Source organism: Streptomyces sp. NPDC030165, from assembly GCF_055573595.1.
This window is the reverse complement of record NZ_JBVIBD010000001.1, coordinates 250,784-270,097: the sequence shown is the minus strand read 5'-3', so window position 1 is coordinate 270,097 and position 19,314 is coordinate 250,784. Positions and strand designations below refer to the sequence as shown.

General features: G+C 73.6%; 19 protein-coding genes and 1 riboswitch. Of the genes, 14 read left to right on the top strand and 5 right to left on the bottom strand.

Annotated elements, in window-relative coordinates:
• Nucleotides 1-134: 134 nt before the first annotated feature.
• Nucleotides 135-605, top strand: coding sequence for an acyl-CoA thioesterase (locus ACZ4Z1_RS01195; RefSeq protein ID WP_468484491.1), 471 nt, complete (start codon nt 135-137; stop codon nt 603-605).
• Between the two features lie 92 nt (nt 606-697).
• Here ACZ4Z1_RS01195 and ACZ4Z1_RS01190 read toward each other — a convergent pair whose 3' ends face one another.
• Nucleotides 698-1,963 carry an MFS transporter gene (locus tag ACZ4Z1_RS01190; protein WP_468484490.1) on the bottom strand — a complete coding sequence of 422 codons (1,266 nt, stop codon included), beginning with the start codon at nt 1,961-1,963 and terminating at the stop codon, nt 698-700.
• A gap of 95 nt (nt 1,964-2,058) precedes the next feature.
• On the opposite strand from ACZ4Z1_RS01190, the gene ACZ4Z1_RS01185 reads away from it, so the two are divergent.
• The gene (locus ACZ4Z1_RS01185; protein ID WP_468484489.1) at nt 2,059-3,333 is read left to right on the top strand and encodes an ROK family transcriptional regulator; all 1,275 of its coding nucleotides are present in this window, start codon (nt 2,059-2,061) and stop codon (nt 3,331-3,333) included.
• A gap of 31 nt (nt 3,334-3,364) precedes the next feature.
• Here the strand turns inward: ACZ4Z1_RS01185 and ACZ4Z1_RS01180 are convergent, their stop codons facing one another.
• Nucleotides 3,365-4,150, bottom strand: coding sequence for an SDR family oxidoreductase (locus tag ACZ4Z1_RS01180; RefSeq protein ID WP_468484488.1), 786 nt, complete (start codon nt 4,148-4,150; stop codon nt 3,365-3,367).
• A gap of 182 nt (nt 4,151-4,332) precedes the next feature.
• A riboswitch (FMN riboswitch) is annotated at nt 4,333-4,463 on the top strand.
• A gap of 152 nt (nt 4,464-4,615) precedes the next feature.
• Between ACZ4Z1_RS01180 and ribD the strand changes: the two genes are divergently transcribed.
• The 10 genes from ribD to ACZ4Z1_RS01130 all read left to right on the top strand — a co-directional run bounded on the left by ribD (nt 4,616) and on the right by ACZ4Z1_RS01130 (nt 13,360).
• A complete protein-coding gene (gene ribD / locus ACZ4Z1_RS01175) occupies nt 4,616-5,743 on the top strand; it encodes a bifunctional diaminohydroxyphosphoribosylaminopyrimidine deaminase/5-amino-6-(5-phosphoribosylamino)uracil reductase RibD (protein ID WP_468484487.1) in 1,128 nt (375 codons plus the stop codon).
• 1 nt (nt 5,744) lies between these two features.
• Nucleotides 5,745-6,380 carry a riboflavin synthase gene (locus tag ACZ4Z1_RS01170; protein ID WP_468484486.1) on the top strand — a complete coding sequence of 212 codons (636 nt, stop codon included), beginning with the start codon at nt 5,745-5,747 and terminating at the stop codon, nt 6,378-6,380.
• Nucleotides 6,377-7,030 (top strand): nicotinamide mononucleotide transporter family protein, encoded by a 654-nt coding sequence (locus ACZ4Z1_RS01165; RefSeq protein ID WP_468484485.1) that lies wholly within the window; start codon nt 6,377-6,379, stop codon nt 7,028-7,030. Before ACZ4Z1_RS01170 ends, ACZ4Z1_RS01165 begins: the two co-directional genes overlap by 4 nt.
• The gene (locus ACZ4Z1_RS01160) at nt 7,027-8,328 is read left to right on the top strand and encodes a bifunctional 3,4-dihydroxy-2-butanone-4-phosphate synthase/GTP cyclohydrolase II (protein WP_468484484.1); all 1,302 of its coding nucleotides are present in this window, start codon (nt 7,027-7,029) and stop codon (nt 8,326-8,328) included. Before ACZ4Z1_RS01165 ends, ACZ4Z1_RS01160 begins: the two co-directional genes overlap by 4 nt.
• 66 nt (nt 8,329-8,394) lie before the next feature.
• The gene (ribH, locus tag ACZ4Z1_RS01155) at nt 8,395-8,880 is read left to right on the top strand and encodes a 6,7-dimethyl-8-ribityllumazine synthase (protein ID WP_003986918.1); all 486 of its coding nucleotides are present in this window, start codon (nt 8,395-8,397) and stop codon (nt 8,878-8,880) included.
• Nucleotides 8,881-8,915: 35 nt separating this feature from the next.
• Nucleotides 8,916-9,188 (top strand): phosphoribosyl-ATP diphosphatase, encoded by a 273-nt coding sequence (locus ACZ4Z1_RS01150; RefSeq protein ID WP_398347178.1) that lies wholly within the window; start codon nt 8,916-8,918, stop codon nt 9,186-9,188.
• 74 nt (nt 9,189-9,262) lie between these two features.
• On the top strand, nt 9,263-10,111 hold the full coding sequence (gene hisG / locus ACZ4Z1_RS01145) for an ATP phosphoribosyltransferase (protein ID WP_468484483.1): 849 nt from the start codon (nt 9,263-9,265) through the stop codon (nt 10,109-10,111).
• Nucleotides 10,112-10,202: 91 nt separating this feature from the next.
• On the top strand, nt 10,203-10,667 hold the full coding sequence (locus tag ACZ4Z1_RS01140) for a PH domain-containing protein (RefSeq protein ID WP_468484482.1): 465 nt from the start codon (nt 10,203-10,205) through the stop codon (nt 10,665-10,667).
• 192 nt (nt 10,668-10,859) lie between these two features.
• Complete coding sequence (locus ACZ4Z1_RS01135) at nt 10,860-12,206, top strand: hemolysin family protein (RefSeq protein WP_468484481.1); 1,347 nt, start codon at nt 10,860-10,862, stop codon at nt 12,204-12,206.
• Entirely contained in the window at nt 12,203-13,360 is a 1,158-nt protein-coding gene (locus ACZ4Z1_RS01130; protein ID WP_468484480.1) for a hemolysin family protein, read from the top strand. Before ACZ4Z1_RS01135 ends, ACZ4Z1_RS01130 begins: the two co-directional genes overlap by 4 nt.
• 78 nt (nt 13,361-13,438) lie before the next feature.
• On the opposite strand, the gene ACZ4Z1_RS01125 is transcribed toward ACZ4Z1_RS01130, so the two are convergent.
• On the bottom strand, nt 13,439-13,900 hold the full coding sequence (locus ACZ4Z1_RS01125) for an ester cyclase (RefSeq protein WP_468484479.1): 462 nt from the start codon (nt 13,898-13,900) through the stop codon (nt 13,439-13,441).
• An 84-nt stretch (nt 13,901-13,984) separates the two neighbouring features.
• On the opposite strand from ACZ4Z1_RS01125, the gene ACZ4Z1_RS01120 reads away from it, so the two are divergent.
• The gene (locus ACZ4Z1_RS01120) at nt 13,985-14,641 is read left to right on the top strand and encodes a TetR/AcrR family transcriptional regulator C-terminal domain-containing protein (protein ID WP_468484478.1); all 657 of its coding nucleotides are present in this window, start codon (nt 13,985-13,987) and stop codon (nt 14,639-14,641) included.
• Between the two features lie 33 nt (nt 14,642-14,674).
• Here ACZ4Z1_RS01120 and ACZ4Z1_RS01115 read toward each other — a convergent pair whose 3' ends face one another.
• Together ACZ4Z1_RS01115 and ACZ4Z1_RS01110 are read right to left on the bottom strand one after the other, a co-directional pair.
• Nucleotides 14,675-16,576 (bottom strand): AAA family ATPase, encoded by a 1,902-nt coding sequence (locus ACZ4Z1_RS01115; RefSeq protein WP_468484477.1) that lies wholly within the window; start codon nt 16,574-16,576, stop codon nt 14,675-14,677.
• A 461-nt stretch (nt 16,577-17,037) separates the two neighbouring features.
• Nucleotides 17,038-17,646 carry a uridine kinase family protein gene (locus ACZ4Z1_RS01110; RefSeq protein WP_468484476.1) on the bottom strand — a complete coding sequence of 203 codons (609 nt, stop codon included), beginning with the start codon at nt 17,644-17,646 and terminating at the stop codon, nt 17,038-17,040.
• A 269-nt stretch (nt 17,647-17,915) separates the two neighbouring features.
• Between ACZ4Z1_RS01110 and ACZ4Z1_RS01105 the strand changes: the two genes are divergently transcribed.
• Nucleotides 17,916-19,274: a peptidase C39 family protein gene (locus tag ACZ4Z1_RS01105; RefSeq protein ID WP_468484475.1), complete on the top strand. Its 1,359-nt coding sequence runs from the start codon at nt 17,916-17,918 to the stop codon at nt 19,272-19,274.
• Nucleotides 19,275-19,314: the final 40 nt, after the last annotated feature.

Here is a 19,314-nt window from a genome sequence, read left to right as displayed (position 1 = left end):
GGCGCTTACGATGGCCGTGTTCACTTCTTGAACAGTCAACAGCACCGGGCGGCGCCCGCCGTGCCCCACCAGGCCGGCCGCCGCCCGCCGCACGTCAGCGGCCCCGGCCGCCGCAGAACCAGGAGTACCGACCCGTGAGCGTCGAAGCCCTTGAGGCCGCCCCCGCCGTCCCGTACGGCCGGCTGGTCCCCGTCACCGTGCACTTCGACGACCTCGACGCGCTCGGCATGCTGCACAACTCGCGCTACCCGCTGCTCGTCGAGCGCGCCTGGGCCGAGTTCTGGCACGGCCGCGGCTTCGGCTTCGACGGCGACTGGGCGGCGGCCGGCGACATGTGCAACGTGATCAAGGAGATGAAGGTCGCGTACGAGCAGCCGGTCACCCGGCCCGGGTACTACGCCGCCCACCTGTGGGTCGAGAAGCTCGGCCGCACCTCCCTGACGTACGGCTTCCGGCTGTGCTCCGCCGACGGCGAGCAGACCTACGCGCGCGGCCACCGCGTCCTGGTGCGCGTCGACCCGCAGGCGCTGCGGCCCACCCCGTGGTCGGACCACGCACGGGAGATCGCGGCCGGGCTGCTGCACCCGGAGGCGCGGGCCGCCTGAGCAGGCAGGCGCCCGCCCGCGCTCCGGGCGCGGACGGGCGTGTCGGGGTGCGGCACTGCGGTGTGGCGGTTGGACGGTCTGGCGGTGTCGCGTCAGGAGCTTTCCAGGCCGCCGGCCGGTACCGCGTCGCTCCCGGTACGGTTCCGGCCCCGCACCCGCAGCACCCCGGCGCCCACGAACAGCCCGCAGGCCAGCACCGTGACCAGCAGGAACGAGCCGGTCAGCGAGGTCGCCTGGGCGATGGAGCCGATCGCCGACGGGGCGATCAGGCCCGAGGTGTAGGTGATGGTGGCCACGCCCGCGATGGCCTGGCTGGGCGCCGGGCCGCTGCGGCCCGCCGCCGCGAACGCCAGCGGCACCACGACGGCGATGCCCAGGCCGATCAGCGCGAACCCCGCCAGCGCCATGGCCGGGTGCCGGGCCAGCACGATCAGGACACCGCCCGCCGTCGCCAGCACCCCGCTGACCCGTACGGTCCGCACCGGCCCGAAGCGGGCCACCACCCGGTCGCCCGCCAGCCGGGCGGCCGCCATGGTGCACGAGAAGGCCGTGGTCGAGGCGGCCGCCAGGCCCGCGCCGGTGCCCAGCACGTCGCGCAGGTAGACCGCCGACCAGTCCAGACTGGCACCCTCCGCGAAGACCGCACAGAACCCGACCGCCCCGATGATCAGCGCGGACTTCGGGGGCAGTGCGAAGCGCGGCGGCGGGTGCGCGTCGGGCGTGCTGCGCAGATCCAGCACACCCTGGCAGGCGACGGCGCCCAGGACGGTGGACACGGCGGCGGCGACGGCCAGGTGCAGCCGGGCGTCGGTGGCGGCGTGCGCCGCCGCGGTGCCGGCCGCCGACCCGAGCAGGGCGCCCACGCTCCACATACCGTGCAGCCCCGACATGATCGGCCTGCCGAGCCGGTCCTCGGTCTCGACGCCCAGCGCGTTCATCGCCACGTCCGCCATGCCCGCGGTCGCGCCGTACACCAGCAGGGCGCCGCACAGCCCGTACAGGTCGGGGGAGAGGGCGGGCAGCGCGAGCGAAAGCGTCCACAGGGCGAGCAGGACGCGCAGTGCGGCGCGGGCGCCGAGGTGGTGGCTGATCCGGCCGGCCAGCGGCATGGCGAGGGACGCGCCGATCGCGGGGAAGGCGAGGGCGAGGCCCAGCTGACCGGCGCTGATCTGGGCGTGGTCCTGGATCCAGGGGACGCGGGTGGCGAAGCTGCCGGTCACCGAGCCGTGGACGAGGAAGACCGCCGCGACGGACCAGCGGGCGCGCCGCAGCCGGTCCGGGGAGAAGGGCCGGTCCGCGGACTTTCCGGGGGGTGGGGCGGGCGGCGGAGCCGCATCGGGGACGCCTGTGCCATCCATGGGCGTAAACTATCAGGAAGCCTGCCTGATAATAAGGGACATGCATCGGCCGACACCGCAGCGACCCCGCACCGGGGGTCTGGAAGGATCCGGGCATGGATGAGACGCGCGGACCCGCTCCCGCCCGTACCGCCTCGGCCGCCGTACGCACCACCTCGCGCACCGCCTCACCGAGCACCGCGCGGGCCATCAACGACCGGCTGGCCCTCCAGCTCCTCCAGACTGCGGGCCCGCTGACCGCCGGAGAGCTGAAGGCGGGCACCGGACTGTCCCGGCCGACCGTCGCCGACCTCGTCGAACGCCTCCAGGCCGCCGGACTGATCGCGGTGGTCGGCGAGTCGGGCGCCCGGCGGCGCGGCCCCAACGCGCGGCTGTACGGCATCGTCGCCGGCCGCGCCCACCTCGCCGCGGTCGACCTGCGCACCCACAGCGCCACCCTCGCCGTCGCCGACCTGCTCGGCCGGGTGCTGGCCGAGGCGTCCGTCCCGGTCGGCCCGGACGCCGGCCCCGCCCAGGCGGCGGCGAACGGCGTGGCCACCCTGGAGAAGCTGCTCGGCGAGGCCGGAGCAGGCCGGCCGCACGTCGTCGCGGTCGGCGCGCCCGGCCTGGTCGACCCGGTCACCGGGCGGTTCGGCGGTACGGAATGGGTGCCCGCCTGGCACGCCGCGCTCATCACGGCGTTCGGCGACCGGCCCGCCGCGCCGGTCCTGCTGGAGAACGAGGTCAACCTCGCCGCCATCGCCGAGCAGCGCGACGGCGCCGCGCGCGACCGCGACACCTACGTGCTGCTCTGGCTCGGCCATGGCACCGGCGCCGCCGTCGTCCTGGACGGCCGGCTGCGCCGCGGCGCCTCGGGCGGCACCGGCGAGATCGGCTTCCTGCCCGTACCGGGCACGGACGCGCTGCCCACGGCAGCGGGCTGCGACGGCGGCTTCCACTCGCTGGCGGGTTCGGCGGCGGTGTGCCGGCTGGCCGCCGAGCACGGCATCGAGGCGGGTCCGGGGGAGGGCGGGACCGGCCCCGGCGGCACGGACGGGACCGGCGCGCCCGCGGCCGAGACGCTGGTGCGTGCCGCCGTCGATGCGGGCGAGGCCGGTGCCGCGTTCCTCGACGCGCTGGCCGCCCGGGTCGCCATCGGGGCCGCCGCCGTCTGCGCCGTACTGGATCCCGGCTGTGTGGTGCTCGGCGGCGAGACCGGCCGCGCGGGCGGCGACGCGCTGGCCGGCCGGGTCGCGGAACATCTCGCGCGGATGTCCCCGCTGCGTACCGAGGTGCGCGCGGGGACGGTCGGCGGGCGGGCCGTGCTGCGCGGCGCGGTGCTCGCGGCGATGGACGCGGCCCAGGACGACCTGTTCGGGCCCGCGGCCTGAGCGGGGTCGGACGGGCGCGCGTGCCCGCCTCCTACCTCCCCGCCACCACCTTCCTCCCCCCGGCCCGCTCCGCCAGGAAGTCCCCGTAGCTCACCGTGCCGTCCGCGTGCGCCGGCGTCAGGTTCTCGCCCCGCCGCAGTGCCGCGAAGATCCCGCCCGGCACCCACAGCGGTACGAGCGCCCGCCGCCGCCCGCCGGCCCGAAGGGTGTCCCGTACGAGGTCACGGGCGCCGCGCACCTCCGGGCCGCCCATGTCGGCCACCCGGCCCGACGGCTCCCCGGACGCCAGCTCGGCCAGCCGGGCGGCGACCTCGCGGGCGTCCACCGGCTGGAACCGCACACCGGCCGGTACCGGCAGCACCGGCAGCCGCGCCCCGGCCTTGACCAGCCGCAGCACCAGGTCGTGGAACTGGGTGGTGCGCAGCACGGTCCAGCCGAGCCCGGAGTCCTCGATCAGCCGCTCCACGTCGCGCTTCGCGCGGTAGTACCCCAGGGGAATCCGGTCCACGCCGACGATGGAGATGTAGACCAGGTGCCGTACCCCGGCCGCCCGCGCCGCCTCGATGAGCCGGCCGGCCGCCTCGGTGTCGCCGGTCGGCGAGGAGGCGCAGTGCACCACGGTCTCCACGCCCGCCACCGCCGCGGCCAGGCCCGAGCCGTCGCGCAGGTCGACCGCGTACGAGTGCAGCCGGGGCCGTCCGGCGCCGGAGTGCGGGCGGCGGCTGAGGCTGCGTACGTCGTGGCCGGCGGCGAGCAGCCGGCCGACCACGGCCCGGCCGAGCGTGCCGGTGCCGCCGGTCACCAGAATCGTCGTCATCGCGATCAGTCCTCGGGGTAGGGGACGGGAGCTGTCGGGGCCGGTGGCCCGTTGCGCACGGGACGGCGCGGCGGGCCGCAGTGTGACACGCGCGCCGTTCTCTGTGAGCCACTCCACAGGTCGCCGCCCGCATGGCCGACGATCAGACGTGGCAGACTGAAGCCGTACTGAATTGACATACGCAGCGCACTCCGGGGTCGGTGAAAGTCCGAACCGGCGGTAACAGTCCGCGACCCGGTCGCCTCCAGCGGCCGGTTGAGCAGGTGGAATTCCTGCACCGACGGTTAAAGTCCGGATGGGAGGCAGTGCGCGGCGGGCGAGCAGCGGTACACCGCCGCCGGCGGTCGTCCTCGTATTCACGAAAGGCGACCTCCTCTTCGGCATCGGTGTCCCCGTTGTCCCGTTCCCGTTTTCCTGTCCCCGTGACAGCCCCGGAGTCCGTGCCCTGAGTGGCAGGAGGACCCGGTGGCCACCCCAGCCCCCGCGCCGACCGCGGCGATGCGCCGAGCCATCCAGCTTGCCGCCCGCGGCCTCGGGCACACCAGCCCCAATCCCGTCGTCGGCTGTGTCGTCCTGGACGCCGCCGGGCGCGTCGCGGGCGAGGGCTGGCACGAGCGGGCCGGCGGCCCGCACGCCGAGGTCAACGCGCTGCGCGAGGCGGGCGAGCGGGCCCGTGGCGGCACCGCCTTCGTCACGCTGGAGCCCTGCAACCACACCGGCCGCACCGGCCCCTGCGCCCAGGCCCTCATCGAGGCGGGCGTCGCCCGGGTGTACTACGCCGTCCCGGACCCGAACCCCGCCGCCACCGGCGGCTCCACCACCCTGGCCGCGGCCGGTGTCGAGGTCGAGGGCGGCCTGCTCGCCGACGAGGCCGCCGCCGGCAACGAGGCGTGGCTGACCGCCGTACTGCGCCGCCGCCCCTTCGTCCTGTGGAAGTACGCCGCCACGCTCGACGGCCGGATCGCGGCCGCCGACGGCACCAGCCGCTGGATCACCTCGGCCGAGTCCCGCGCCGACGTGCACCGGCTGCGCGCCCAGGCCGACGCGGTGATCGTCGGGTCGGGCACCGCCCGCGCCGACGACCCGCACCTCGGCGCGCGCGTCGCGGGCCTGGCCGACACCGAGGTCAGCCAGCCGATGCGGGTGGTGATCGACACGGCGGCCGCCGTCGTCAAGCCCGGCGCCCGGGTCCTGGACGGCACCGCGCCCACCCTGATCGCGGTCGCCGAGGACGCCGACGCCCGCCACCTCGAAGGGCTCGCCCCGATCGTCCGGCTGCCGCGCACCGCGGGCGGCACCGGCGTGCACCTGCCCGCCCTGCTCGACGCCCTGTACGAGCGGGACGTCCGGTCGGTGCTCCTGGAGGGCGGCCCGACCCTGGCCGGCGCCTTCCTCGCCGCGCACGCCGTCGACAAGGTCGTCGGCTACCTCGCGCCCGTCCTGCTCGGCGCCGGTCCCGCCGCCCTCGGGGACGCCGGAATCGGCACGATCGACCAGGCGTTGCGCCTGGAGGTGACCGACACCGTCCGGCTCGGGCCCGATCTGCGCATCACCGCCACCCCAGCCCGCCACACCCTGAACGAGGAGAACTGACGTGTTCACCGGAATCGTCGAAGAACTGGGTGAGGTCGCCGCCGTCGAGAACCTCGGGGACAGCTCCCGGTTCACCCTGCGCGGCCCGCTCGTCACCCAGGACGCGCGGCACGGCGACTCGATCGCCGTCAACGGCGTCTGCCTGACCGTCGTGGACACCGGCGAGGGGACCTTCACCGCCGACGTGATGGCCGAGACGCTCAGCCGCTCCAGCCTGGGCGCGCTCACCACCGGCTCGCGTGTCAACCTCGAACGCCCGATGACGCTCGGGGGGCGTCTCGGCGGCCACCTCGTGCAGGGCCACGTGGACGGCACCGGCACCATCGTCTCGCGGACACCCGGTGAGAACTGGGAGATCGTCAAGGTCGCGCTGCCCGCCGGACTCGCCCGTTACGTCGTGGAGAAAGGGTCCATCACCGTCGACGGTGTCAGCCTCACCGTCGTCGACGCGGCCGACGACTTCTTCACCATCAGCCTCATCCCCACCACCCTCGCCCTGACCACCCTCGGCATCAAGCAGCCCGGCGACCCGGTCAACCTGGAGGTCGACGTACTGGCGAAGTACGTGGAGCGGCTGCTGGGGCAGGGCCGCGGCACCACGACGGCCGTCGCGGCCGTGGAAGAGAGCCTGCGGTGAACGTCCTCGGCTGGCTGAACGGGCCGGCGTTCACCGCCTTCGGGCAGCAGGTCATCTGGTCCGACATGATCGGCAACAGCATCGGCCTGGCCGCCCTCGCCTTCGGCTGGCGGCGCTCCATATGGACCTGGCCCGCCCAGTTCCTCTCCGGCCTGATCCTGGTCTCCGCCTACGCCTACGCCCACCTCAGCGGCGGCGTCGGCAAGCAGCTCCTGGTCATCGGCGTGGCGCTGTGGGGCTGGCGGCAGTGGCAGCGCGGCCGGCAGCAGGCCCAGGACGGCTCCATCGCCGTACGGTTCGCCACCTGGCGCGAGCGCGGGCTGCTGATCGCCGGCACAGCGGTCGGCACCGCCGCCGTCGGCTCCCTGTTCGCCCTGCTGCCGCAGCTGTCCTGGAACCCCTGGCCCGACGCCTACATCTTCGTCGGCACCCTGGCGGCGATGGTCGCCCAGGCCCGTGGCCTGGTCGAGTTCTGGTTCGCCTGGCTGCTCGTCGACATCGTGGGCGTCCCCCTCGCCTTCAGCAGCGGCCTGGCCTTCTCCGGCCTCGTCTACGTCGTCTACCTCGGCCTCGTGCTGTGGGGTATGCGCGACTGGTGGCTGCGCTCCCGCACCAACCCGCAGCCCGTCCTGGAAGGAGCGGCGGCATGACCGCACTGCAGAGCTGGTACGACCCCGAGGGGGCCGTCGCACGTGACGCCCTCCTGGCCCTGGACCCCGTCGAGCAGGCCGTCGCCGACATCGCCGCCGGCCGTCCGGTCGTGGTCGTGGACGACGAGAACCGCGAGAACGAGGGCGACCTCGTCGTCGCCGCCGAACGGGTCACCCCCGAGATCCTCGCCTTCATGATGAGCGAGTGCCGCGGCCTGATCTGCGCCCCCATGGAGGGCGCCGAACTGGACCGGCTCGCGCTGCCGCAGATGGTCGAGCACAACACCGAGTCGATGCGCACCGCGTTCACCGTCTCCGTCGACGCCACCTCGGCGCACGGCGTCAGCACCGGCATCTCCGCCGCCGACCGCGCCGCCACCCTGCGTCTGCTCGCTTCCGGCGAGGCCGCCCCCGCCGACTTCGTACGGCCGGGACACATCTTCCCGCTGCGCGCCCGCGACGGTGGCGTGCTGGAGCGCAACGGCCACACCGAGGCCGGCGTGGACCTCGCCCGGCTGGCCGGGCTGCGGCCCGCCGCCGCCATCGTCGAGATCGCCGGCGAGGACGGCACCATGCTGCGGCTGCCCGAGCTGGTCCCGTTCGCCCGCAAGCACGGCCTGTCGATCATCTCCATCGAGGACCTGATCGCCTACCGCAAGAGCTCCGAGCCCACCGTCCGGCGCGAGGCCGAGACCCGGCTGCCCACCCGCCACGGCGAGTTCACCGCGTACGGCTACCGCTCCACCGTCGACGGCGTCGAGCACATCGCGCTGGTCGCCGGCGAGATCGGCGACGGCGAGGACGTCCTCGTACGCGTCCACTCCGAGTGCCTGACCGGAGACATCTTCCACTCGCTGCGCTGCGACTGCGGCCCCCAGCTGGAGGAGTCGCTGCGGCGCGTCGCGGAGGCCGGGCGCGGCGTGGTGATCTACCTGCGCGGCCACGAGGGACGCGGCATCGGGCTGCTGTCCAAACTGCGCGCGTACGAGCTCCAGGAACGCGGCCGCGACACCCTCGACGCCAACCTGGAACTGGGACTGCCCGCCGACGCGCGCGACTACGGCGCCGGCGCCCAGGTGCTGGCCGACCTCGGCGTGCGGTCGCTGCGGCTGATGACCAACAACCCGGAGAAGACCGAGGCGCTGGTCCGGCACGGACTCAAGGTCCTCGGCCGGGAGCCGATGCCCGTACAGGCGGGCGAACACAACCTGCGGTACCTGCGCACCAAGCGGGACCGGATGGGGCACGACCTGCCCTGGCTCGACGCGGACCGCGCGTCGGCCTGCGGCAACCAGTAGCACCGCGGCCGGACCCCGGCCGCCCCACCCCCGTACGTACACGAGCACCGGACCCCGAGGAGAGACGTGAGCGGCAAGGGCGCACCCGAACTGTCCGTGAAGAACTGTGGCGACCTGCGGGTGGCCGTCATCGCCGCCCAGTGGCACGAGAAGGTGATGGACGGCCTGGTGGACGGCGCCCTGCGCGCCCTGTCCGAGCTGGGCATCGACGAGCCGACGCTGCTGCGCGTGCCCGGCAGCTTCGAGCTGCCGGTGGTCGCCAAGGTGCTGGCGGGCCGCGGCTACGACGCGATCGTCGCGCTCGGCGTCGTCATCCGCGGCGGCACCCCGCACTTCGACTACGTGTGCCAGGGCGTCACCCAGGGCCTGACGCAGGTCAGCGTGGACACCGGCGTACCGATCGGGTTCGGCGTGCTGACCTGCGACACCGAGGAGCAGGCGCTGGACCGGGCCGGAATCTTCGGCTCCACCGAGGACAAGGGCCACGAGGCCGTCACCGCCGCCGTCGCCACCGCCGCGACGCTGCGCACCGTCGCCGAGCCCTGGCGCTGAGCGGAGCCGGGCGACCGCGTAGGGTGGGGCACATCATGTCCAAGAAGACGTTCGAGGAGCTCTTCACCGAGCTCCAGCAGAAGGCCGCCACCGGCGACCCCGCCACCTCCCGCACCGCCGAACTGGTCCAGTCCGGCGTCCATGCGATCGGCAAGAAGGTCGTCGAAGAGGCCGCCGAGGTCTGGATGGCCGCGGAGTACGAGTCCGACGAGGCCGCCGCGGAGGAGATCTCCCAGCTCCTGTACCACCTTCAGGTGATGATGGTCGCCAAGGGCATCTCCCTGGACGACGTGTACGCCCATCTCTGAGCCGTCGCCCGGCCCGTAAGACCGCACCACCCCGTTTTTCCCTGTCACCCTCCCGCACGAAGGAAGTCGTTCTCATGCTGCGCATCGCCGTCCCGAACAAGGGTTCACTGTCCGAGCCTGCGTCGGCGATGCTCCATGAGGCCGGCTACCGCCAGCGCAAGGACCGCAGGGAACTGGTCCTGGTCGACGCGGAGAACGAGGTCGAGTTCTTCTTCCTGCGCCCGCGCGACATCGCGGTCTACGTCGGCTCCGGCAAGCTGGACATCGGCATCACCGGCCGCGACCTGCTGCTCGACTCCGGCGCGCAGGCCGAGGAGATCATGCAGCTCGGCTTCGCCGGCTCCACCTTCCGCTACGCCACCCGCCCGGGCACGGCCCAGGAGGTCACCGACTTCGGCGGCATGACGGTCGCCACGTCCTTCTCCGGCCTGGTCACGCAGCACCTGGCCGACCACGGGGTGAACGCCTCCGTCGTCCACCTGGACGGCGCCGTGGAGACCGCCATCCAGCTGGGTGTCGCCGAGATCATCGCCGACGTCGTGGAGACCGGCACCACCCTGCGCAACGCCGGACTGGAGATCATCGGCGAGCCGATCCTGAAGTCCGAGGCGGTCGTCATCCGCGGCAAGGGCGCCCCCGAGGACGACCCGAAGGTCCGCCAGTTCCTCCGCCGCATGCAGGGCGTCCTGGTCGCCCGGCGCTACGTGATGATGGACTACGACATCCGCGTCGAGCACGTCGAGAAGGCCGTCGCCCTCACCCCGGGCCTGGAGTCGCCGACCGTCTCCCCGCTGCACCACGAGGGCTGGGTCGCGGTCCGCTCGATGGTCCCCTCCAAGGACGCCCAGCGCATCATGGACGAGCTCTACGAACTGGGCGCCCGCGCCATCCTGACCACCGGCATCCACGCCTGCCGCCTCTGACCCCGGCCAGGCGGCCCGGCCGCCGCCGACGGGCGGCGGCCACACCCGCCGCCGGCCCGCGCCGGCGGCCCGTACGAAAGAGCCCAGCGACGTGTCCGCGCCCGCATCCGCGCCCCTGCCCGCCCTTCCGGTGACCTTCCGGCCGGCCCGTACCCGGGCCGTCCTGTACGGCGTCGGCATCGCCCAGCTCGCCGTGCTGACGGTGATCGCCGTCCTGCTGCCGAAGCTGGGCGGCGGCGAGCGGATCAGCTTCGTGTTCACCGGGCTGATCATCCTCGGCGTGCTGCTGCTGCTCGCCCGCCCCAAGGTCGTCGCCCGGCAGGACGGCGTCACGGTCGTCAACCTGACCACCAAGCGCGAGCTGGCCTGGGCCCAGGTACTGCGGGTCAACCTGCGCCAGGGCGACCCGTGGGTCCACCTCGACCTGGCCGACGGCACCAGCCTGCCCGCCATGGGCATCCAGCCCGGCATCGCGCGCGACCAGGCCATCCGTGACGCCCGTACGCTGCGGGCGCTCGCCGAGAACCACGGCGGCCCGGACCTGCCGGCCCGGTGACCCTGCCCGCACCCCGGCCCTGCTGATTACCCTGGTGCCCAGGGCGCGCCCCGCGCCCCGCCCCGCCAGCGGGCCCCTGCAACATGAGGAGTGACTCCCTCCAGCAATGGACGGATCGTCCGGTAGTACCTGCGCCGCCCCTCCACCGGAACCCCCGCAGCCGCGGGAATTCCCGTGCACGGAGGCGGCTGCATGACCGCCACGCTGCTGCTGCTCGCGGCCGCACTCGTCCTGATCCTCGCCAACGGCTTCTTCGTCGCCGCCGAGTTCGGCCTGGTCACCGTGGAGAAGGCGGAGGCCGAACGGGCCGCGTCCGGCGGTGACCGGCGCGCCCGCACCGTCGTCGGCGCGCTGCGCGAACTCTCCTTCCAGCTCTCCGGCACCCAGCTCGGCATCACCATCACCTCCCTGGTGGTCGGCATGCTCGCCGAGCCCGCCCTGGCCCGCCTGCTGTCCGCGCCGCTGACCGCCACCGGGCTGCCGGCCGGCGCCGTACCCGGCATCGCCGTCGTCATCGGAATGCTGCTGGCCTCCGCCGTGCAGATGGTCCTCGGCGAGCTGGTGCCCAAGAACTGGGCGGTGTCCAGGCCGCTCCAGGTCGCCCGCTTCGTCGCGGGCCCGCAGGGCGCCTTCTCGCGCTTCTTCCGCCCGGTGATCTCCCTGCTGAACACCGTCGCCAACCGGCTCGTACGGGCCCTGGGCGTGGAGCCGACCGACGAGCTGGCCTCCGCCCGCACCCCCGGCGAACTGGTCTCGCTCGCCCGCCACTCGGCCCTGGCCGGGGCGATCGAGCAGGACACCGCCGACCTGTTCGTACGCACCCTCTCCCTCGGCGGGCTGACGGCCGAGAACGTGATGACCCCGCGGGTACGGGTCAGCGCCCTGCAGGCGTCCGCCACCGCCGAGGACGTCCTCAACCTCACCCGTGCCACCGGCCTGTCCCGCTTCCCCGTCTACCACACCCGGCTCGACGAGGTGGTGGGCATGGTGCACCTCAAGGACGCCCTCGCGGTGCCCGAGCACGAGCGGCTGCGCACCCCGGCCGGACGGATCGCCGTACCGCCGCTGCTGGTCCCGGCGACGCTGGCGGTGCAGCCCCTGCTGGAACGGCTGCGCAGCGAGCAGCCGATAGCCGTCGTGGTCGACGAGTACGGCGGCACGGCGGGCGTCGTCACCCTGGAGGACATCGTCGAGGAACTGGTCGGCGAGGTCCGCGACGAACACGACCGGATCGACCTGCCCGAACTGGCCCAGGCACCGCCGGAGGACGGCCGCCCCGCCTGGGACGCGGACGGCGGCTGCCGCACCGACACTCTGCGGCGGATCGGCCTGGACACCCCCGACGGCCCGTACGAGACCGTGGCGGGCCTGGTGGCCCACATACTCGGGCGGGTGCCCGCGCCCGGCGACACCGCCGAACTGGACGGCTGGCGGCTGCGGGTGCGGCTGGTCTCCCACCACCGCGCCGAACGGGTGCGGATCATACGGACCGCGGGCGCCGCGGTGCCCGCCCCGCTGCCGGCGGAGGTGGCCAGGTGAGCTTCCTGCAACTGCTCTTCGCCGCCTTCCTGGTCCTGGTCAACGGCTTCTTCGTGGGCGCCGAGTTCGCGCTGGTCTCGGTGCGCCGCAGCCAGATCGAACCGCTGGCCACCGCGGGCTCCAAGCGGGCCCGCAAGGTGCTGCACGGCCTGGAGAACCTGCCGCAGATGATGGCGGCGGCCCAGTTCGGCATCACCGTCTGCTCCCTGACGCTCGGCGCGGTCGCCGAACCGACCGTCGCCCGCCTCCTGGAACCGCTCTTCCACGCGGCGCACCTGCCCGAGCCGCTGGTCCATCCCCTCGGCTACGTCATAGCCCTGGCCGCGGTGGTCTTCCTGCACCTCGTCATCGGCGAGATGGTCCCGAAGAACCTGGCGATGGCCGCGCCGGAGAAGACCGCGCTGTGGTTCAGCCCGGGCCTGGTCGCCTTCGCCCGGCTGTGCCGCCCGGTCACCGCGCTGCTCGGCGCGTGCGCCCGCGGCGTGCTGCGGCTGTTCCGCGTCGAGCCGAAGGACGAGGTCGAGGCGGTCTTCACCAGCCAGCAGCTGACCGACCTCGTCGAGGACTCCAAGCAGGCAGGCCTGCTGGCCCCCGCCGAACAGGAACGCCTCTCCGACGCGCTGGAGCTGGGCAGCCGCCCGGTCACCGACGTGCTCCTGGACCCGGCCGAGCTGGTCACGGTCGATCCGGCCGTCACCCCGCGTCAGGTCGAGGAGCTGACCGTCAAGACCGGTTACTCCCGCTTCCCGGTGTCCGCGCCCGGCGGCGCCTATATGGGCTATCTGCACGTCAAGGACGTACTGGACCTGGAGGAGGGCGACCGCGCGGTGCCGCAGCACATCTGGCACCCGATGACGACGCTGCGCGCCGAACTCCCCCTGGACGACGCGCTGACCGCCATGCGCCGCTCCGCCTCCCACCTGGCCGCCGTCACCGACGTGACCGGGCGGGTGCTGGGCCTGGTCGCGCTGGAGGACGTTCTGGAGAAGCTGGTGGGGGAGGTGCGCGATCCGGCGCACCGGCAGGACCTGCCCGCCCCACCGCAGTTCGGCGGCGCGCCGGGCGCCCGCATCCCCGAGGTGCCGGGCGACCGGCTCTCCGGTCCGCGCGCCGCACCGGGGCCGGCCCGGGAGGACCGGGCGCTGGCGGGGTGATCCGCCGGTGACGGAGGTGTGAGCCCGCGGTGGTCCGCCGCGGGCTCACACTGTGTCGGGCCTCGGTGGCCCGCGGGCTCACACCGTTTCCGGCACCGTGTCCGACCGGGTTTTCGGCCAGTCCCAGCCGAGTTGCGCGAACATGCCGAGCCGGTCGCTGACCGCCCGGATCTCGGTGATCCTCCCGGCCCGGACGGTGAAGATCCATATCTGCTCCACCGCGAAGCGCCGGAGCGTGGGCCGGGGCATCCGCGGGTGCGCGCCGGTGTGCACCCCGCTGACGAGCAGCCGGGCCACCACCCGGTCGCCCTCGGCGATCAGTTCGCGGGGCTCCATGCGAGCCTCGGAGAAGGCGTCGAGCTGCTGCCGGAAGCCGTCGAAGGCCGCGCCCGGTTCGTCCGGCTCGCCGTGGATGATCTTGTTGTGGTCGATCACGTCCGGGGCCAGGTAGTGCGGCAGATCGGCCGTCCGCCGGGCGTCGATCGCCGCGAGCAGGCCGGTGACGACGCGTTTGTTGTGGTCGGTGCGGGTGGGGTCCATGCCGGTTCTCCCTGTCTTACGCCGTAAGTCGCTGATTGGCGGGTAGCATTGCCTTACGACGTAAGAAAGTCAAGGAGGGCGGACGTGACCAAGGGGCGGAAACGGGCGCGCGGCGAACGGGCGGGCCTGACCCGGCAGCGGGTGCTGGACGCGGCGCTCGCCCTGGCCGACCGGGACGGACTCGCCGCCCTCTCGATGCGCCGCCTCGGCGCCGAACTAGGCGTCGAGGCCATGACGCTCTATCACTACGTCCCGAACAAGGATGCGTTGCTGGACGGCCTGGTGGAGCGGGTGTTCGAGAAGGCGGCTACGCCGGTGGCCGGCAGTGGACCCTGGCGGCCCGCGCTGGAGGCGTACGCCGCCTCCCTCCGGCGCACCCTGCTGCGTCACCCTGGTGTACTGCCGCTGGCGATGAGCCGTCCCGCAGTGACCCCGCAGACCCTGGACTCCGTGGAACACGGCCTGCGCATGCTGCGGGGCGCGGGCTTCCCCCTCGGCCGGGCGCTGGACGTACTGAACGCGCTCACCGTCTTCGTCGTCGGGCACACTGGCGTGGAGGCGGCCACCGCGCGCGTGAACGAGGAGGGCGCGCCCGGCTCAACGGCGTATCTTGCGCAGTTGGACGCCGACCGCTTCCCGCTGCTCGCGGAGGCCGGGCGGGACGGCCACGGGGCCGACGACGCGGCGCGCTTCCACTACGCCGTCCGGGCCCTGCTGGCGGGATTCGACGGCAGCCCGTAGGGGCGCCCGCGATACCGGGCGCCCTCGGGAGCGTCAGAGCGGCGGCGCCTCCGGGCCCGGCCCGGTGGCCGGGCCGCGGCCGGAGAGGACTTCGCCGTACGCCTGCATCAGGTCCGGCAGCCGCAGGGTGGCCAGGTCGTCGCGGGACGGTGCGCCGGACCAGGTGGACAGCCGCAGGTCACGGTAGGCGCAGCTCTTCTCGTACAGCGTGCGCAGGAACCGGCCGTTGCCGAGTTCGTCGATCCAGCCCTCCCCGACGACGTGCGCGCTGATGCTGCGCAGCTCCTCCAGGGACTCCTCGTCCCAGTGGTCGCCGTTCTCGGCGGCCAGTACCTCGCCGATGGCGGTCAGTTCCGGCGGCCGGTAGCTCGGGAAGTCGACGCGTGAGGTGAAGCGGGAGGACAGGCCGGGGTTGGCGGCCAGCAGGCGGTCCATGCCCTCCGGGTAGCCGGCCAGGATGACGACGAGGCGGTCGCGGTTGTCCTCGGCCCGTTTGAGGAGTACCTGCAGGGCCTCGTCGCCGTACGCGTCGCCCTTGCTGTACGCCGAGTTCGACAGGCTGTACGCCTCGTCCACGAACAGCACCCCGCCCAGCGCCGAGTCGATCAGCTCGTTCGCCTTCACCGCGGTCTGCCCCAGGAACTCGCCGACCAGGTCGGACCGTTGGGCCTCGACGAGGTGATCGCCGCCGAGCAGGCCGAGCGCGTAGAACACCCGGCCGAGTATCCGGGCCACGGTGGTCTTGCCGGTGCCGGAGGGGCCGGAGAACACGAAGTGTCGTTTCGGCGGCTGTACCGGAAGCCCCTGGCCGGCCCGTAGCCGCGCCATCCGCAACTGCGCCGAGAGCGCCCTGACCTGACGCTTCACCGGCTCCAGCCCGACCATCCGCTCCAGCTCGGCGAGCGCCTTCTCCAGCAGCACCGGGTCGGACGGGCCGGCGGGCAACTGGTCGGACCCGCGCGGGCCGCCGGGCGAAGCCTTCTCCCGTACGGCCGGACCGGCGTCCCCCGGCGAGCCGCCCGCCAGCTCACTGTCCGGCCCCTCCGGATCGGTCGTGGCCAGCAGCTCCCGCCCGTCCACCGGGTCGAGCGGGGAGAGCGGATCGAGGTCGCCGCCCGCCTCCTGGCCGAAGCCGGCGGTGACGGCCGCGAGGTCCGTGCCCTCCTCCAGGCCGTCCCCCTCGGCTATGGCCGCGAGCCGCGCCGAGGTGTCCATGAACGCCGGGTCGACCCGGTGCACCGAGCGGTACAGCGGCAGCGCGGCGGCGCTGCGGCCGGTGCCCTCGTGGGCGCGGGCGAGCCAGTACCGCAGCTCCTTGCGCTGCGGCTGCTCGCTGCGGCAGCGCATCAGGGCGGCCGACAGCAGCGGCTCGGCCTGCCCGTACATCTCCTGGCGGACCCGCGCCATGCCGCCGAAGAGGCCGGCCTCGATGCCGAGCAGCGGATCGTCGAGCAGCGGTTCGGTGTGCCGTACGAGCTGGTCCCAGTCCTTGACGAGATAGGCGCGGCAGGCGTGCAGGAAGCGCACCTGCGGGTCGGTGTCCACCGGTGGGCAGCCCGCCAGGGCCTGGTCCAGCTCGGCGACATGGCGGCCGTCGAGCCAGTGCGAGGCGTACGCCAGCAGCAGGTCGCGGCCGGTCTCCAGCACCGGCTGCACCCACCAGCCCAGCCAGTACCAGGAATTGAGCGTGCGTCGGTGCCGGGCCCGCTGTTCCCCGAAGCGGTCGCGGTGCCGGTGCATGTGCAGCAGCGCGGTCGAGGTGTCCGCACGCAGCGCGTGCAGGCCGAGCCAGCCGTCGGCCATCGTCGGATCCATTTGCACCGCGGTCCGGAACTCCTCCTCGGCCTGCGGATAGGCGCCTACCGTGTAGGCGTCCACCGCGCGCAGCCAGGCGAGTTCGGCCGGGGCGTGTGTGCCCTGGGTGCCGAAGTCCATCACGTCCCCCACAAAACGTCCCCCGTGGTGTGCCGCCGGGCGAGTGCCAGGCCGCAGCGTCTGCGATCGAACCGCCGTACCCGGGGCGCCGGTTGCGGGCCGCTCCGGGCACTTCGACATGCGTCCTTCGGTGGCACGGACTCGCATCGTACCTGCGGTATCGGCGCAGGCCGAAGAGGGCGGTACAGGGGAAGGCGAGGCTCCGCGGCGCGAAGGAAGCGGTGACATAGGGTGAGGAGGCGGACGGTGCGCGGCGCGCGCTGAGCGCCCGGGCACAGAACGAAGCCCCCGATCACGGGGGAACAACCGGGGGCTTCGCGTCTGCGGGCGGTCCGTCAGAACCGCACATTGAGAACGTAAGTCCTGTACGCCCCCCAGGTCAAGCCGAGTTGAGGCAGTCGGCGGTACGCGTAGGGCGACGATCTGCGTACCGCCTGTGGTCCGTCACGTACGGTGATGGTTCAGGGGGTACCGCACGTCTCACCGGGCCCCGGCAGCACCTCGTACCCCTCGGTGCTCGCCCGTACCAGCAGTCCGGCGTGCGGACGCGAGGGGTCCGCCGCGAAATGGGCGCGCTCCGCCGGGATCCAGTCATCCCAGAACGCGGCCTGCGCCGGACCGTCCCGCAGTCGCCCCCGCTCCCAGGAGTGACCAGCCGTCAGGTCCATCCACAACAGACACGCCAGGTACGGGCGCAGGGCGCGGCGGCCCGCGCCGACACCCTCCACGACGACGGCGTGCGCCGGTGCCAGCTCCCGGCGCGTGGTGAACTCCCTGCGCTCCCAGTCGTACACCCCGTAGTGCGCCGGCTTCCCCCGGGCCAGCGGTCCCAGCACCTCGGTACAGAACCGCTCCGCCCAGTCGAACAGCTCATCGTGTGTCGCGATGTCGTCCAGGCGGACGACCGGGGCGTCGCCGAGCGCGGCGGCCAGGTGCCGCGCGAAGGTGCTCTTGCCGGACCCGGCGTGCCCGTCCACCGCGATCAGCCGGACGGGTCCGCAGGACGGGGGCAGCGCGCACAGCCGGCCGGCGAGGCCGGGCGGGATCGGCCTGATCGGCTCTTGACGCACGCTGCTGCCTGTCTGCTGTGACGGGTGGGACGCGGCAAGATTACCGGGGTGCGAGATGCGGCCCGCGACCCCTCAGGGGCCACCGGGCCGCCGTTCCCCGGTGCCGTCCCCGTCCCCGCCCCGCCCGCGGACGGGCCCCGGCTGCCGCAAATTGCTGATCCCCGCGGCGACGCGCGACGAACGGCTGGCCGAAGGACGTACGCGGGGGAATAGTTGAGCTCCACCGTTCTCCTGGCTCAATCCATCGCATCCGACTGGGGGACTCCACCATGAGCAGACCCACGCCCCGGCGTACCGTCCTGGCCGCCGCCCTCGCCGTCGCGGCGGGCGCGGCCACCCCCCTGGCGCACGCCGCCTCCCCATCCGCACCGTCCGCCGCACCGAAGGCGAAGCGTCTCGTGGACTACCGAGCCTGGCACACCGCAGCCGACTGGAACCAGGGTGTCGCCAACGGCACCCGCGTGGCCGACGGGCGCCGCCCGGGCGTGGTGATCGACCGCCCGGCCGGCACCGCCGAGTACCGTGATCCGCACACCGGCACGACCGCCACCTGGGAGTACGCCGTCTGGACGTCCCCGGCCCGCACGCTCAAGGTGCCGTCCACCGAAGCCGTCGTCTCCTGGAACGCCCAGACACCCGCCGGCACCTGGATCACCGTCGAGATGCGCGGCGCGTACGGTGACGGCGTACGGACCCCGTGGTACGTGATGGGCCGCTGGGCCGCAGGGGACGGCGACATCCGCCGGACCTCCGTCGACGGCCAGAAGGACGGCCGGAGCAGCATCTCCACCGACACCTTCGCGATCGACAGCCCGGCGAGCGGCCTGCGGCTGGTCTCGTACGAGCTGCGCGTCACCCTCCACCGCAAGCCCGGCACCACCCTGACCCCGACCGTGTGGCGTCTGGGGCTGATGGGCTCCGACATCCCGGACCGCTTCGACGTACCGGCCTCCGAGCCGGGCGTCGCGACCGGCCGGGAGCTGGTCGTGCCGCGGTACTCGCAGGAGACCCACAAGGGGCAGTACCCGGAGTACGACAACGGGGGCGAGGCGTGGTGCAGCCCCACCTCCTCCCAGATGATCATCGAGTACTGGGGGCGCAAGCCCACCGCCGCCGACCTGGCCTGGGTCAACCCCGCCTACGCCGACCCCCAGGTCTGCCACGCCGCCCGCCACACCTTCGACTACCAGTACGAGGGCTGCGGCAACTGGCCGTTCAACACCGCCTACGCGGCCACGTACCAGGACATGGAGGCCGCCGTCACCCGGTTGCGCACCCTCTCCGACGCCGAGACCCTCGTCCGGGCCGGCATCCCGGTGATCACCTCGCAGTCCTTCCTGGCCCCCGAACTGACCGGCGCGGGCTACGGCACGGCCGGCCACCTGATGACCGTCATCGGCTTCACCAAGAACGGCGACGTCGTCGCCAACGACCCCAACTCGCCGACCAACGCCGCGGTCCGCCGCGTATACCAGCGCCGCCAGTTCGAGAACATCTGGCTGCGGACGAAGCGCAAGAACGCCGAGGGCAAGGTCGTCAGCGGCACCGGCGGCATCTGCTACGTCTACTTCCCCACCGACGTCACCCCCGCCCAGCGCCACGCCCTGGCCACGGTCGGCATCTGCTGAACCCGCCGCTCCGCCCCCGCCCGGTCCCCGAGCGCCGATC